Source organism: Pseudomonas sp. MBLB4123, from assembly GCF_051904775.1.
Taxonomy (GTDB): domain Bacteria; phylum Pseudomonadota; class Gammaproteobacteria; order Pseudomonadales; family Pseudomonadaceae; genus Aquipseudomonas; species Aquipseudomonas benzenivorans_B.
Genome location: NZ_CP196711.1, coordinates 2,799,059 through 2,813,140, shown reverse-complemented (window position 1 = coordinate 2,813,140; position 14,082 = coordinate 2,799,059). Strand labels below are relative to the sequence as shown.

Here is a 14,082-nt window from a genome sequence, read left to right as displayed (position 1 = left end):
GTTCGCGGCCTGATCGTTTCAGAAGCCCGCCTCGGGCAGGCTGGCGAGGATGTGCCGGTAGCTGGCCATGCGCTGCGGGTGGATGCGCCCCTCCTCTAGGGCCTTGAGCAGGGCGCAGCCGGGCTCGCGGTCATGCTTGCAGTCGCGGAAGCGGCAGTGTCCGAGCAGCGCGTGGAACTCGATGAAGCCGGCCTCGACGTCGTCGCGACTGACGTGCACCAGGCCGAACTCGCGGATGCCGGGGGAGTCGATCAGCTCGCCGCCGCCGGGAAAGTGGAACAGCCGCGCCGTGGTGGTGGTGTGGGTGCCCTTGCCGGTCAGCTCCGACAGCGCGCCGACGCGGGTATCGACGCCGGGCAGCAGGCTGTTGACCAGGGACGACTTGCCCACCCCGGACTGGCCGACGAACACGCTGACATGGCCGTCCAGCCGTTGTTTGAGTCTTTCCATGCCGTCGCCCTGATGGGCCGAGACCTCCAGCAGCGGGTAGCCGAGCTGGCGATAGACCGCGAGCAGGGCGTCGAGCGCCGGGCCGTTCTGCGCATCGATCAGGTCGGCCTTGTTCAGCAGCAGCAGCGGACGGATGCCGGCGTGCTCGGCGGCCACCAGGTAGCGGTCGATCAGGTTGGCGTGGGGTTCGGGCAGTGGCGCGAAGACGATGACGATCAGATCGACGTTGGCCGCCACCGGCTTGAGCTGGCCGCGCATGTCCGGGCGGCACAGCTCGCTGCTGCGCGGCAGTTGCGCGACGATCACGCCGATGCCCTGGTTGCCCGGGCGCCACACCACCCGGTCGCCGGTGACCAGGGTCGGCAGGTTGGCGCGCAGGTGGCAGCGGAACACCTGGCCGGCCAGCTCGCCTTCCTGGGCCTCGACCTCGACCTGGACACCGAAGTGGGCGATCACCAGGCCGGTCTGCTCCGGGCCGAGGTCGCCGCCCTCGAGGATCTGCACGGCCTGGGACTCGCGTTTGGCGGCGCGGGCGGCGCGCTCGCCCTGGATCTTGTCGATGCGCCAGCTTTGGCGGCGGTTGAGTCGGCGTTTGGCCATGAAGGGTCTCGAGGGTTGGGACGCGTTAAAAACGGCGCGAGTTTAGCACGCGCAATCGCAGCGCTCGCCTGCTGCGGCAGGCCGAGGCGGCAGGTACACTGCGCGGCGACCTGGGGCGGAGGGGGAACGGAGAGGTGGGCGAGGCGACTGCATGGCTGAGGCGCCGGCCGGCGCTGCTGGCGCTGTTGGCGCAGCTGATGGCGACCCTGCTGGTCGCCGCGTCCATCTATCTGGCGGCGCGCTGGGGCGACTGGCGGCCCAGTTGGCTGGGCGCCGGGCTGGTCCAGGGCCTGTTGGCCGCGAGTCTCGGTCGCTGGCTGGGCCTGGCGCGCTGGTGGTGGTGGCTGAACCTGCTGTTCGTCCCGGCGCTGCTGCTGGTCAGTGGCGCGGCGCTGCCGTCCTGGGTGTTCCTCGCCGGCTTCGTCCTGCTGCTGTTGCTCAACTGGAACAGCGCGGTCGAAGGGGTGCCGCTGTACCTGAGCGGCGCGCGCTGTCGCGAGCAGCTGGTGGCGCTGCTGGCCGAGCGCGGCGCCGACTTTCGCTTCGTCGATCTCGGCTGTGGCCCTGCGGGCACCTTGTTGTTCCTGGCCCGGCGCTTCCCCGAGGCGCAGTTTGTCGGCGTCGAGACCGCACCCCTGAGCTTCGCCATCGCCTGGCTGCGCGCCCTGGCGCAGGGCAACTGCCGGGTGCGCTACCGGAGCCTGTGGCGCACCGACCTGTCCGCCTTCGAGGTGGTCTACTGCTTCCTCTCCCCTGCACCCATGGCCGCCTTGTGGGACCAGGCCCGGGCGCAGATGCAGCCGGCTACCTGGCTGATCAGCAACAGCTTCGAGGTGCCCGGGGTGCCCGCCGATCGCGTCGTCGAGTTGCATGACTGGCGTCAGTCGCGCCTGCTGCTGTGGCGCATGGGCGGCGAGTGAGGCGCATCGCCCGGCGATTTATTCGCTAAACTGGCGGTCCCAGCCGAGGAGCGCAGCATGCAGAACCCACAGAACCTGATCTGGATCGACCTGGAAATGACCGGTCTGGACCCGGAGAAAGACGTCATCATCGAAATGGCGACCATCGTCACCGACAGCGAACTCAATGTGCTGGCCGAGGGACCGGTGATCGCGGTGCATCAGAGCGATGAAGCGCTCGCCGGCATGGACGAATGGAATACCCGTACCCATGGCGAGAGTGGCCTGACCCGGCGCGTGCGCGAGAGCAGGGTCGGCCCGGCCGAGGCGCAGGCGCAGACCATCGCCTTCCTCGAGCAGTGGGTGCCCAAGGGCAAGTCGCCGATCTGCGGCAACAGCATCGCCCAGGACCGGCGCTTTCTCTACCGCTACATGCCGGACCTGGAAGCCTATTTCCACTACCGCTATCTGGATGTCACCACCCTGAAGATCCTCGCCGACCGCTGGGCGCCGCAGCTCAAGGAAGGCTTCCAGAAGAAGGCCAGCCACCAGGCGCTGGACGACATCCGCGAGTCCATCGCCGAGCTCAAGTACTACCGTGAGCACTTCCTCAAGGTCTAAGCCTCGTCCACCGGAGCACCGCGCGTGGCATGTTGGGCCAGGGCCCATTCCACATGCTCGCGTACCAGTGCCGAGGGGTGCTCCCGGCGCGCGCGCAGCGCCTCGAGCACGGGGATGCTCGACGGCGCGTTGCCCAGGCCGACCGCCAGGTTGCGCAGCCAGCGCTCGTAACCGGCGCGGCGTAGCGGCGAGCCCTCGGTGCGGCTCAGGAATTCCTCCTCGCTCCAGCGGAACAGCTCGGCCAGCTCGGCGTTGTCCAGGCCGTGGCGCGGCTGGAAGTCGCCCTGCTCGGTGGGGCGGGCGAAGCGGTTCCAGGGGCAGACCATCTGGCAGTCGTCGCAGCCGAACACCCGGTTGCCGATCGGTGCGCGCAGCTCCTCGGGGATCGGTCCCTTCAGCTCGATGGTCAGGTAGGAAATGCAGCGCCGCGCATCCAGCTGGTAGGGCGCGACGAAGGCGCCGGTCGGGCAGATGTCCAGGCAGGCGCTGCAGCGTCCGCAGTGCTCGCTGGCGTGGGGGGCGTCGACCGGCAGCGGCAGGTCGACGAACAGCTCGCCGAGGAAGAAATAGCTGCCGGCCTTGCGGTTGAGCACCAGGGTGTTCTTGCCGATCCAGCCGAGCCCGGCCTGCTCGGCGATGGCCTTCTCCAGCACCGGGGCGCTGTCGACGAAGGCGCGGTAGCCGAACGGGCCGATGGCCTGCTGGATGCGTTCGGCCAGCTGCTGCAGGCGCTTGCGGATCAGCTTGTGGTAGTCGCGCCCCAGGGCGTAGCGCGACACATAGGCCTTCTCCGCCTGGCCCAGGCGCTCGGCCATGCGGGTGTCGCCGGGCAGGTAGTCCATGCGCAACGACACCACCCGCAGGGTGCCCGGCACCAGCTGCTCGGGGTGCGAGCGCTTGCTGCCGTGGGCCGCCATGTAGTCCATCTCGCCCTGATAACCGGCGGCCAGCCAGCGCTGCAGGTGCGCCTCGTGCTCGCCCAGGTCCAGCCCGGCGATGCCGACCTGCTGGAAACCCAGCTCGCGGCCCCAGTCCTTGATCGACTGGGCGAGGGTGGCGAGATCGGCGCTGGAGAGGGACATGCTGAAGAGAAACCGGAGTGGAGGTGCGTATAATTCTGCCAGACATCGGAGCCGACGCATGCCGCATTCGCCAGACAACCTCCCTCTAGCCCTGTACAGCGCCGACCAAGTGCGGGCGCTGGACGCCCGGCTGATCGCCGCCGGCACGCCGGGCTTCGAGTTGATGGGCCGCGCCGCCCATGCCGTCTGGCGCGCCCTGCGCCGGCGTTGGCCGGATGTCGGGGCGGTCACCGTGCTGGCCGGGCGCGGCAATAACGCCGGCGACGGCTATCTGGTCGCCGCCCTGGCCTCGCGCGCCGGCTGGCGGGTCAAGGTGCTGGCGGTCGGCGAACCGGCGCAGCTGCAGGGCGACGCGGCGCGGGCGCGCGACGAGGCGCTGGGGGCCGGCGTGCCGATTCAGGCCTGGAGCGAGTGCGCGCCGCTGGAGGGCGTGGTGGTCGATGCGCTGCTCGGCACCGGCCTGCGCGGTGCGGTGCGCGAGCCCTATGCCCAGGTCATTCGCCTGCTCAACGCCAGCGGTGCGCCGGTGCTGGCTGTGGATATTCCCTCGGGCCTGTGTGCCGACAGCGGACAGGTGTTGGGCGTGGCGGTGCGCGCGCAGCTGACCCTGACCCTGATCGGCCTGAAGATCGGCCTGTTCACCGGGGCGGCGCCGGACTGGGTCGGCGAACTGCAGTTCGACGATCTGCAGGCCGACCGGCAACTGGTCGAAAGCCAGGCCTGGGTCGCCCGGCGCCTGGCCGCGGGGAGCTTGGCGTGGCTGCCCAGGCGGCCGCGCACCGTGCACAAGGGCCAACTCGGCCATGTGCTGGTGGTCGGCGGCGAGCGCGGCATGGCCGGCGCGGCTCTGCTGGCGGCGCAGAGCGCCCTGCGCGGCGGTGCCGGCCTGGTCTCCCTGGCCACCCGCGGCGAGCACCTGGCGGCGGCCCAGGCGCGCCTGCCCGAGGTGATGGGCACGGCGGTGGCCTCGGCCAATCAGCTGCTGGCTCTCGGCAAGGCGGCCAGCGTCTGGGTGGTGGGCCCGGGGCTGGGGCAGGGCGCCTGGGGGCGCAGCCTGCTGTCGGTGGCGGCGATCATGCCGGTGCCCCAGGTGTGGGATGCCGATGCCCTCAATCTGCTGGCCGCCGGATCGGTCAGCCTGCCGGCCGGTTGTGTGGTCACCCCGCATCCCGGGGAGGCGGCCCGCCTGCTCGGCGTCGGCACGGCCGAGGTGCAGGCCGATCGACCGGCCGCCGCCCTGGAGCTGGCGCGGCGCTACCGGACGGTGTGCGTCCTTAAGGGCGCCGGCACCCTGGTCGCCGGCCCCGAGGGGGACCTGCGCTTGTGCGACCGCGGCCATCCGGCGATGGCCGGCGCCGGCCTGGGCGACGTCCTCGCCGGGCTGATCGGCGCCCTGTTGGGCCAGGGGCTGGCGCCGATGGCGGCGGCCAGCCTGGCGGTGTGGCTGCACGGGCGGGCCGGCGAGGTGTTGGCCGGCCAGGGGCATGGGTTGGCGGCGAGCGATCTGTGCGCCACCATTCGTCAGTTGATGCAGGAGCAGAACGGGTGACCGAACTACAACGCTATGCCGCCGACGAGCCGGCCATGTACGCCCTGGGGGCGGCTATCGCCCAGGCCAGCAAGGGGCTGGGGGTGATCTACCTGCACGGCGATCTGGGCGCCGGCAAGACCACCTTGGCGCGCGGCATCATCCGCGGCCTGGGCCATGTGGGCGCGGTGAAGAGTCCGACCTTCACCCTGGTCGAGCCCTACGAAATCGACGGCGCGCGGGCCTACCACTTCGACCTGTATCGCCTGGTCGACCCCGAGGAGCTGGAGTTTCTCGGCATCCGCGACTACTTCGCCGGCGATGCTTTGTGCCTGGTGGAGTGGCCGCAACGTGGCGCCGGCGTTTTGCCAAAGGCCGACCTGGACATTACCATTACCCCGCAAGCGGCCGGCCGTTCGCTGCGCCTGCAGGCGCATAGTGCGCGTGGCGAAGCCTGGTGTGCCGCCCTGGCCATCGGAGCATAAACAAGAATGGGGTTGGCTATGCGCGTAGGTGCGCGGTTCATCGCGGTTGGGGTGGTGTTGGCGGCGTTCGCCGCCGAGGTTTTTGCCGCTTCGGATGTGCGCAGCGTACGGCTGTGGCGGGCACCGGATAACACCCGGTTGGTGTTCGACCTGTCCGGGCCTGTACAGCACAGCGTTTTCACCCTGAGCGCCCCGGAGCGCATCGTCATCGACATCAGTGGCGCCAAGCTCGCCACCCAGTTCGACCAGTTGGCCCTGAGCAATACGCCGATCACCGGCGTGCGTTCGGCGCAACGCACGGCAGAAGACCTGCGCGTGGTGATCGACCTGGCCGCGTCGGTCACGCCGAAGAGCTTCACCCTGGCGCCGAACCAGCAGTACGGCCATCGCCTGGTCGTCGATCTGTTCGACCAGGAGGCGGATGCGGCGCCCAGCCTGCCCGCGACGGCGGCCGCCCGCACGCCGCCGGTACCGGTCACCCCGACCCAGGCCCCGCCCAGGCTGACCCCGGTGCCCGGCGGCAAGCGCGATATCGTCATCGCCATCGATGCCGGCCACGGCGGCGAAGACCCGGGTGCCCTGTCGCCGGTCAAGGGTCAGTTCGAGAAGCATGTGACCCTGGCCATCGCCAAGGAATTGCAGCGCCAGATCAATGCCGAGAAGGGCTTTCGCGGCGAGCTGGTGCGTACCGGCGACTACTTCATCCCGCTACGCAAGCGCACCGAGATCGCCCGCAAGAAGGGCGCCGACCTGTTCGTCTCGATTCATGCCGATGCGGCGCCGCGTGCCTCGGCCTCGGGGGCCTCGGTCTATGCCCTGTCCGATCGCGGCGCCACCTCGGAGACGGCGCGCTGGCTGGCTGACTCGGAAAACCAGTCGGACCTGATCGGCGGCGCCGGCAACGTCAGCCTCGACGACAAGGACCGCATGCTCGCCGGGGTGCTGCTGGACCTGTCGATGACCGCCTCGTTGTCGTCCAGCCTGAATGTCGGGCAGAAGGTGCTGAGCAACATGGGGCAGATCACCCACCTGCACAAACGGCGGGTCGAGCAGGCCGGCTTCATGGTGCTGAAGTCGCCGGACATCCCCTCGATCCTGGTGGAGACCGGCTTCATCTCCAACCCCAGCGAGGCGCGCAAGCTGGCCACTGCCAGTCACCAGCAGGCCTTGTCGCGCACGATCCTCACCGGGGTGCGGCAGTTCTTCCAGCAGAACCCGCCGCCGGGGACCTACCTGGCCTGGCTGCGCGACAACGGCAAGATCGCCCAGGGACCGCGCGAGCATGTGGTCAGCGCCGGCGAGAGCCTGGCCTTGATCGCCCTGCGCTACCAGATCAGCCTGGCGAGCCTGCGCAGCGCCAACGCGCTGCGCTCGGACATCATCAAGGTCGGTCAGACCCTGCAGATCCCCGTTACCGCCCTGGCGGCCCAACCATGAGCGGTGCGGCACGCATCCAGCTGCTCAGTCCGCGGCTGGCCAACCAGATCGCCGCCGGCGAGGTGGTCGAGCGGCCTGCCTCGGTGATCAAGGAGTTGCTGGAGAACAGCCTGGACTCCGGCGCCAGGCGCATCGAGGTGGATGTCGAGCAGGGCGGCATCAAGCTGTTGCGGGTGCGCGACGACGGCAGCGGCATCCCCGCCGATGACCTGCCGCTGGCGCTGGCGCGGCATGCCACTAGCAAGATCCGCGAACTGGAGGATCTCGAGCAGGTCATGAGCCTGGGCTTTCGCGGCGAGGCCCTGGCCTCGATCAGCTCGGTCGCCCGCCTGACCCTGACCTCGCGCACCGCCGATGCCGAGCAGGCCTGGCAGGTGGAGACCGAAGGCCGCGACATGCAGCCGCGGGTGCAGCCGGCGGCGCACCCGGTGGGTACCTCGGTGGAGGTGCGCGACCTGTTCTTCAATACCCCGGCGCGGCGCAAGTTCCTGCGCACCGAGAAGACCGAGTTCGACCACCTGCAGGAGGTCATCAAGCGCCTGGCCCTGGCGCGTTTCGATGTGGCCTTCCATCTGCGCCACAACGGCAAGGCGGTATTGGCCCTGCACGAGGCCAACGACGAGGCCGGGCGCGCGCGGCGGGTCGCCGCGGTCTGCGGTCCGGCCTTTCTCGAGCAGGCGCTGCCGATCGAGATCGAACGCAACGGCCTGCACCTGTGGGGCTGGGTGGGGCTGCCGACCTTCTCGCGCAGTCAGGCCGACCTGCAGTACTTCTACGTCAACGGGCGGATGATCCGCGACAAGCTGGTGGCTCATGCGGTGCGCCAGGCCTATCGCGACGTGCTGTTCAATGGCCGCCATCCGACCTTTGTGCTGTTCCTGGATATCGACCCGGCAGTGGTCGACGTCAACGTGCACCCGACCAAGCATGAGGTGCGTTTCCGCGACAGCCGCATGGTCCACGACTTCCTCTACGGCACCCTGCACCGCTCCCTGGGCGAGGTGCGTCCGGAGGACCAGCTGGCGGCGCCGGCGGCGGTGGGCGGAGTGGTGCGCCCCAGCGGCCAGGCGGCCGGCGAGTTCGGCCCCCAGGGCGAGATCGGCCTGGCCGCCAGCGTGCTGGAGCAGCCCGCAGCCGATTCCGTATGGCGCTCGCCGGGCGCCGGCTATCAGGCGCCGCGCCCGGATGCCCCCCTGCCGGCGGCCGAGGCCCGTGGTGCCTACCGCGAGTATTTCGCGCCGCTGGCGCCGAGCGCCGCTCCGGCCGCCTTGCCCGAGGCCCAGGGCGAGGTGCCGCCGCTCGGCTATGCCGTCGCCCAGCTCAAGGGCGTGTATATCCTCGCCGAGAACGTCCAGGGCCTGGTGCTGGTCGACATGCATGCGGCCCACGAGCGTATCACCTACGAGCGGCTCAAGGTCGCCATGGCCAGCGAGGGCCTGCGCAGCCAGCCGTTGCTGGTGCCCGAATCGCTCGCCGTCAGCCAGCGCGAGGCCGATTGCGCCGAGGAGCATGCCGCCTGGTTCCAGCGCCTGGGTTTCGAACTGCAGCGGCTCGGCCCGGAAAGCCTGGCGATCCGGCAGATCCCGGCGCTGCTCAAGCAGGCCGAGGCCACGCAGCTGGTACGCGACGTGCTCGCCGACCTGCTCGAGTACGGCACCAGCGACCGTATCCAGGCCCACCTCAACGAGCTGCTCGGCACCATGGCCTGCCATGGCGCGGTGCGCGCCAATCGTCGCCTGAGCCTGCCGGAGATGAATGCGCTGCTGCGTGACATGGAGCACACCGAGCGCAGCGGTCAGTGCAACCACGGGCGGCCGACCTGGACGCAGTTGGGCATGGACGAACTGGACAAGCTGTTCCTGCGTGGCCGTTGATTGGCTAGTGCACATGAGGAAGGTCTGAACATGCCCGAGCGCCTGCCGCCGGCTATTTTCCTGATGGGGCCGACGGCTGCCGGCAAGACCGATCTGGCCCTGGAGCTGGCGCGGGTATTGCCGTGCGAGTTGGTCAGCGTCGACTCGGCGCTGATCTATCGCGGTATGGACATCGGTACCGCCAAGCCCGACAAGGCCGTGCTGGCCGAGTTTCCCCACCGCCTGATCGATATCCGCGACCCGGCCGAGAGCTATTCGGCGGCCGAGTTCCGCGCCGACGCCCTGGCGGCGATGGCGCAGATCACCGCGCGCGGCCGTATTCCCCTGCTGGTCGGTGGCACCATGCTGTATTACAAGGCGTTGCTGGAGGGGCTGGCCGACATGCCGAGCGCCGACCCGCAGCTGCGCGCCGAGCTGGAGGCGCGGGGGGCGGCCGAGGGCTGGGCGGCGCTGCATCGCGAGTTGCAGGCGGTGGATCCGCAGTCGGCGGCGCGCATCCACCCCAATGATCCGCAGCGCCTGGTTCGGGCGTTGGAGGTCTACCGCCTCAGCGGTTTGACGATGACGGCGCACCATGAGCGCCAGGTCGCGGAAAATCCCGGTTCGGCGGCGGCGCGATTCCCCTATACTGTCGCCAGCCTGGCCATCGCCCCGGCGCAGCGTCAGGTCCTGCACGCCCGCATCGCGCAACGATTTCAGGCGATGCTGGAACAGGGCTTCGTCGACGAGGTCGAAGGCCTGCGGCGCAGAGGTGACTTGCACGTGGGGCTGCCGTCTATACGGTCGGTCGGCTATCGTCAGGTGTGGGACTATCTGGACGGCAACCTGAGCGAGGCGCAGATGCGCGAGCGCGGCATCATCGCCACGCGTCAGCTGGCCAAGCGGCAGTTCACCTGGCTGCGCAGTTGGTCGGATGTGCACTGGCTCGACAGCCTGGACTGCGACAATCTGCCACGAGCCTTGAAATACCTGGCGACGGTCTCCATATTGGCCTAAGACCTTGCCGTGAGCCGTCTATCCTTGGGGGTAAGACGGCTTAAAGCCGTTTGTTGGTTTATTAAAATTATTGTTTTGACCTTAAAGGAGTGCGGCACATGTCAAAAGGGCATTCGCTACAAGACCCTTACCTCAATACCCTGCGAAAGGAACGCGTCCCGGTTTCCATCTATCTGGTCAACGGCATCAAGCTGCAGGGACAGATCGAGTCCTTCGACCAGTTCGTCATCCTGCTGAAGAACACCGTGAGCCAGATGGTCTACAAGCACGCCATTTCCACCGTGGTGCCGAGCCGCCCGGTGCGACTGCCGAGCGCTTCCGAATCCGAGCAGGCTGAGGCCGAGCCCGGTAACGCCTGACTAGGGGGCTGCATTGTTCTTCGAGCGCCATGAAGGGGGTGAACGGGCCATCCTGGTTCATCTGGAAGGCCAGGACTCCGAGGCGCGCGAAGATCCGCAAGAGTTTCAGGAGCTGGCCCTTTCGGCCGGCGCCGATGCGGTGGCCTTCCTCAGCGTGCCGAGCGGTCGGCTGACCGCGAAGTACCTGATCGGCAGCGGCAAGGTCGAGGAGTTGCGCGACCTGGTCAAGGCTGCCGAAGCCGACCTGGTGATCTTCAATCACGTCCTCACGCCCAGTCAGGAGCGCAACCTCGAGCGGGTCTTCGAGTGTCGCGTGCTCGATCGTACCGGACTGATCCTGGATATCTTCGCCCAGCGCGCCCGCACTCACGAGGGCAAGCTGCAGGTCGAGCTGGCCCAGCTCGACCACATGAGTACCCGGCTGGTGCGCGGCTGGACCCACCTGGAGCGGCAGAAGGGCGGTATCGGTCTGCGCGGTCCGGGGGAAACCCAGCTGGAGACCGACCGGCGCCTGTTGCGCGTGCGCATTCGTCAGATCAAGCAGAAGTTGGAGAAGGTGCGCAGCCAGCGCGAGCAGGCCCGCCGTGGGCGTCGGCGGGCGGACATCCCCTCGGTCTCCCTGGTCGGTTATACCAACGCCGGCAAGTCCACGCTGTTCAATGCCCTGACGACCTCCGAGGTCTACGCCGCCGACCAGCTGTTCGCCACCCTCGATCCGACCCTGCGCCGTCTGGAGCTGGACGACCTGGGGCCGATAGTGCTGGCCGATACCGTGGGCTTTATCCGCCACCTGCCGCACAAGCTGGTCGAGGCCTTCCGGGCGACCCTGGAGGAGTCGAGCAACTCCGACCTGTTGCTGCATGTGATCGATGCCCATGAGCCCGAGCGAATGGCGCAGATCGAGCAGGTGGTGGCCGTGCTGGGCGAGATCGGTGCCCAGGAACTGCCTATGCTGGAGGTGTACAACAAGCTGGACCTGCTCGAAGGCGTAGAGCCGCAGATCCAGCGTGATGCCGACGGCCGGCCGCAGCGGGTCTGGCTGTCTGCTCGCGACGGGCGCGGCCTGCCATTGCTGGAACAGGCGATCGCCGAGCTGCTGGGCGATGATCTGTTCGTCGGCACCCTGTGCCTGCCTCAGCGATTGGGGCGCCTGCGCGCGCAATTCTTCGCCCTGGGCGCGGTGCAGAGCGAGGGACATGCCGAGGATGGCAGCAGTCTGCTGGCGGTGCGATTGCCGCGAGTGGAGCTCAATCGCCTGGTCAGTCGCGAGGGGTTGCAGCCAGTGGAGTTTCTCGAGCAACACACTTTGCAATAAAGCCTGCGCCAGCGGCTTTGCCGCTGGTGGTGGGCATTGGGTAGCATTGGCCGACGCGCCGTGGGCGCGTCTTTGCTTTATCAGTATGGAGAGCGCTATGGCTTGGAATGAGCCGGGTGGCAACTCGAACAATCAGGATCCTTGGGGTGGGCGCCGAGGCGGCGACCGCAAGGGGCCGCCGGATCTCGACGAGGCCTTCCGCAAGCTGCAGGAGAGCCTCAACGGGCTGTTCGGCGGCGGCAAGAAACGTGGCGGTGATGACGGCTCCGGCAAGAGCGGGGGCTTCGGCCTACTGTTCGTCGGCCTCGGCTTGCTGGCGGTGGTCTGGCTGTACAGCGCGATCTACGTGGTCGACGAGCAGGAGCAGGCGGTGGTGCTGCGCTTCGGCAAGTACTACGAGACCGTCGGTCCGGGCCTGAACATCTATTTCCCGCCGATCGATCGCAAGTTCCAGGAGAACGTCACCCGCGAGCGTGCCTACAGCAAGCAGGGGCAGATGCTCACCGAGGACGAGAACATCATCGAAGTGCCGCTGACCGTGCAGTACAAGATCGGCAATCTGCAGGACTTCGTGCTCAACGTCGACCAGCCGGAGATCAGCCTGCAGCACGCGACCGACAGCGCCGTGCGCCATGTGGTCGGCTCCACCGAGATGGACCAGGTGCTGACCGAGGGGCGCGAGCTGCTGGCCAGCGAGGTCAAGGATCGCCTGCAGCGCTTCCTCGATACCTACCGCACCGGCATCCTGGTGACCCAGGTCAACGTGCAGAGCGCCGCCGCGCCGCGCGAGGTGCAGGAGGCCTTCGACGACGTGATCCGCGCCCGCGAGGACGAGCAGCGCGAGAAGAACCTGGCCGAGACCTACGCCAATGGCGTGGTGCCCGAGGCTCGCGGTCAGGCCCAGCGCATGATCGAGGACGCCAGCGGTTATCGCGATGAGGTGGTTTCCCGCGCCCAGGGTGAGGCCGATCGCTTCAGCAAGCTGGTGGCGGAGTACCGCAAGGCCCCGGAAGTCACGCGTGAGCGTCTGTATCTGGACACCATGCAGGAGCTGATGGGCAATACCAGCAAGGTCCTGGTCACGGGCGATAAGGGGCAGAACAACCTGCTCTACCTGCCGCTGGACAAGATGATCGACGGTCGCAGCAGTTCCGCGCCGAGCGCCATCTCCGGCGCCGCTGCCGGTGATCTCGGGGCACGCATGAGCAGTAGTGGCCAGCGTCAGCCTGAGCTGCGTACTAGGGAGAGCCGTTGATGAGCAATAAATCGCTGATCGCCCTGATCGTCGGCGTGGTGCTGGTGATCGTCGCCTGGAACAGCTTCTATATCGTCGCTCAGACCGAGCGTGCGGTGCTGTTGCAGTTCGGTCGCATCGTCGAGCCCGACGTGCAACCGGGCCTGCATGTGAAGATTCCGTACGTCAATCAGGTGCGCAAGTTCGATGGCCGCCTGCTGACGCTCGATTCGAGCAGCTCGCGCTTCCTCACCCTGGAGAAGAAGGCGCTGATGGTCGACGCCTTCGCCAAGTGGCGGGTGCTCGATGCCGAGGCCTATTACACCGCCACCTCGGGCATCAAGCAGATCGCCGACGAGCGTCTGGCGCGGCGTCTGGAGGCTTCGCTGCGCGACCAATTCGGTAAGCGCACCCTGCACGAGTCGGTGTCGGGCGAGCGCGATGCGCTGATGGCCGACGTGACCGCCTCGCTGAACCGGGCCGCGCAGAGCGAGCTGGGCATCGAGGTGGTGGATGTGCGGGTCAAGGCCATCGACCTGCCGAAGGAGGTCAACCGCAGCGTGTTCGATCGCATGAGCTCGGAGCGTGAGCGCGAGGCGCGCGAACACCGCGCCAAGGGCAAGGAGCTGGCCGAGGGCATTCGCGCCGATGCCGATCGTCAGCGCCGGGTGCTGCTGGCCGAGGCCTACCGCCAGGCCGAAGAGCTGCGCGGCGAGGGTGATGCCCAGGCGGCCGCCATCTATGCCCAGGCCTACGGTCAGGATCAGGAGTTCTACTCCTTCTACCGTAGCCTGCGGGCCTACCGCGAAAGCTTCGCGGACAAGCGCGATGTGCTGGTGTTGGACCCCAAGAGCGACTTCTTCCGTTACCTGGAAAAGTCCAAGCAATGAGGCATGCCCCGACGGCCGCCAGGCGGTCGTCGGGGTGACCGCCGGGGAAAACGTGGTATGATGCGGCAGCCGGGAAAATCCCGGCTTTTTTGCGTCTGTGGGAATCATGTGGCAGGAACTGGGCGTCGCGATCTGTCTGTTGCTGGTGCTGGAAGGCATCCTGCCCTTCCTCTATCCGCGTCAATGGCGTGGAGCGGTCGCACAGCTGATACGGCTGTCGGATCGGCGACTGCGTCTGATGGGGCTGGCCAGCATGCTGCTGGGAACGGCTCTCCTTTATCTGCTTCACTGATGGCTTGTGCCGCCCGGATC

Annotated in this window: 14 protein-coding genes; 12 read left to right on the top strand and 2 right to left on the bottom strand. The window is 68.1% G+C overall.

What is annotated here, in order from left to right; translation table 11 throughout:
• Window positions 1-18: 18 nt before the first annotated feature.
• Window positions 19-1,050, bottom strand: coding sequence for a small ribosomal subunit biogenesis GTPase RsgA (gene rsgA / locus ACSX1C_RS13005; RefSeq protein ID WP_439886461.1), 1,032 nt, complete (start codon window positions 1,048-1,050; stop codon window positions 19-21).
• 197 nt (window positions 1,051-1,247) lie between these two features.
• Between rsgA and ACSX1C_RS13000 the strand changes: the two genes are divergently transcribed.
• Together ACSX1C_RS13000 and orn are read left to right on the top strand one after the other, a co-directional pair.
• Complete coding sequence (locus ACSX1C_RS13000; protein ID WP_439889416.1) at window positions 1,248-1,970, top strand: class I SAM-dependent methyltransferase; 723 nt, start codon at window positions 1,248-1,250, stop codon at window positions 1,968-1,970.
• A 57-nt stretch (window positions 1,971-2,027) separates the two neighbouring features.
• Window positions 2,028-2,570, top strand: coding sequence for an oligoribonuclease (gene orn, locus ACSX1C_RS12995; RefSeq protein WP_439886460.1), 543 nt, complete (start codon window positions 2,028-2,030; stop codon window positions 2,568-2,570).
• Here orn and queG read toward each other — a convergent pair.
• A complete protein-coding gene (queG, locus tag ACSX1C_RS12990) occupies window positions 2,567-3,652 on the bottom strand; it encodes a tRNA epoxyqueuosine(34) reductase QueG (protein WP_439886459.1) in 1,086 nt (361 codons plus the stop codon). The genes orn and queG overlap by 4 nt on opposite strands.
• Before the next feature lie 58 nt (window positions 3,653-3,710).
• On the opposite strand from queG, the gene ACSX1C_RS12985 reads away from it, so the two are divergent.
• The 10 genes from ACSX1C_RS12985 (at window position 3,711) to ACSX1C_RS12940 (ending at window position 14,062) form a co-directional block, all read left to right on the top strand.
• Window positions 3,711-5,201, top strand: coding sequence for an NAD(P)H-hydrate dehydratase (locus ACSX1C_RS12985; RefSeq protein ID WP_439886458.1), 1,491 nt, complete (start codon window positions 3,711-3,713; stop codon window positions 5,199-5,201).
• Entirely contained in the window at window positions 5,198-5,665 is a 468-nt protein-coding gene (tsaE, locus tag ACSX1C_RS12980) for a tRNA (adenosine(37)-N6)-threonylcarbamoyltransferase complex ATPase subunit type 1 TsaE (RefSeq protein WP_439886457.1), read from the top strand. Before ACSX1C_RS12985 ends, tsaE begins: the two co-directional genes overlap by 4 nt.
• 6 nt (window positions 5,666-5,671) lie before the next feature.
• Window positions 5,672-7,102 (top strand): N-acetylmuramoyl-L-alanine amidase, encoded by a 1,431-nt coding sequence (locus ACSX1C_RS12975; RefSeq protein WP_439886456.1) that lies wholly within the window; start codon window positions 5,672-5,674, stop codon window positions 7,100-7,102.
• Complete coding sequence (mutL, locus tag ACSX1C_RS12970) at window positions 7,099-8,976, top strand: DNA mismatch repair endonuclease MutL (RefSeq protein ID WP_439886455.1); 1,878 nt, start codon at window positions 7,099-7,101, stop codon at window positions 8,974-8,976. Before ACSX1C_RS12975 ends, mutL begins: the two co-directional genes overlap by 4 nt.
• A gap of 30 nt (window positions 8,977-9,006) precedes the next feature.
• On the top strand, window positions 9,007-9,972 hold the full coding sequence (gene miaA / locus ACSX1C_RS12965; protein ID WP_439886454.1) for a tRNA (adenosine(37)-N6)-dimethylallyltransferase MiaA: 966 nt from the start codon (window positions 9,007-9,009) through the stop codon (window positions 9,970-9,972).
• A gap of 98 nt (window positions 9,973-10,070) precedes the next feature.
• Window positions 10,071-10,331: an RNA chaperone Hfq gene (gene hfq / locus ACSX1C_RS12960; RefSeq protein ID WP_213639519.1), complete on the top strand. Its 261-nt coding sequence runs from the start codon at window positions 10,071-10,073 to the stop codon at window positions 10,329-10,331.
• 13 nt (window positions 10,332-10,344) lie between these two features.
• Window positions 10,345-11,646, top strand: a complete 1,302-nt coding sequence (gene hflX / locus ACSX1C_RS12955) for a ribosome rescue GTPase HflX (protein ID WP_439886453.1) — start codon at window positions 10,345-10,347, stop codon at window positions 11,644-11,646.
• A gap of 97 nt (window positions 11,647-11,743) precedes the next feature.
• A complete protein-coding gene (gene hflK / locus ACSX1C_RS12950; protein WP_439886452.1) occupies window positions 11,744-12,901 on the top strand; it encodes an FtsH protease activity modulator HflK in 1,158 nt (385 codons plus the stop codon).
• Complete coding sequence (gene hflC, locus ACSX1C_RS12945) at window positions 12,901-13,770, top strand: protease modulator HflC (protein ID WP_439886451.1); 870 nt, start codon at window positions 12,901-12,903, stop codon at window positions 13,768-13,770. The genes hflK and hflC overlap by 1 nt, the downstream gene beginning before the upstream one ends.
• 106 nt (window positions 13,771-13,876) lie before the next feature.
• On the top strand, window positions 13,877-14,062 hold the full coding sequence (locus ACSX1C_RS12940) for a DUF2065 domain-containing protein (protein ID WP_213639515.1): 186 nt from the start codon (window positions 13,877-13,879) through the stop codon (window positions 14,060-14,062).
• The last annotated feature ends 20 nt before the right edge of the window (window positions 14,063-14,082 follow it).

Bases quoted from the DNA above. Each gene is read 5' to 3' on its own strand.
- rsgA (WP_439886461.1), bottom strand. From the start codon at position 1,050: ATGGCCAAACGCCGACTCAACCGCCGCCAAAGCTGGCGCATCGACAAG.
- ACSX1C_RS13000 (WP_439889416.1), top strand. From the start codon at position 1,248: ATGGCGACCCTGCTGGTCGCCGCGTCCATCTATCTGGCGGCGCGCTGG.
- orn (WP_439886460.1), top strand. From the start codon at position 2,028: ATGCAGAACCCACAGAACCTGATCTGGATCGACCTGGAAATGACCGGT.
- queG (WP_439886459.1), bottom strand. From the start codon at position 3,652: ATGTCCCTCTCCAGCGCCGATCTCGCCACCCTCGCCCAGTCGATCAAG.
- ACSX1C_RS12985 (WP_439886458.1), top strand. From the start codon at position 3,711: ATGCCGCATTCGCCAGACAACCTCCCTCTAGCCCTGTACAGCGCCGAC.
- ACSX1C_RS12975 (WP_439886456.1), top strand. From the start codon at position 5,672: ATGGGGTTGGCTATGCGCGTAGGTGCGCGGTTCATCGCGGTTGGGGTG.
- mutL (WP_439886455.1), top strand. From the start codon at position 7,099: ATGAGCGGTGCGGCACGCATCCAGCTGCTCAGTCCGCGGCTGGCCAAC.
- miaA (WP_439886454.1), top strand. From the start codon at position 9,007: ATGCCCGAGCGCCTGCCGCCGGCTATTTTCCTGATGGGGCCGACGGCT.
- hfq (WP_213639519.1), top strand. From the start codon at position 10,071: ATGTCAAAAGGGCATTCGCTACAAGACCCTTACCTCAATACCCTGCGA.
- hflK (WP_439886452.1), top strand. From the start codon at position 11,744: ATGGCTTGGAATGAGCCGGGTGGCAACTCGAACAATCAGGATCCTTGG.
- hflC (WP_439886451.1), top strand. From the start codon at position 12,901: ATGAGCAATAAATCGCTGATCGCCCTGATCGTCGGCGTGGTGCTGGTG.
- ACSX1C_RS12940 (WP_213639515.1), top strand. From the start codon at position 13,877: ATGTGGCAGGAACTGGGCGTCGCGATCTGTCTGTTGCTGGTGCTGGAA.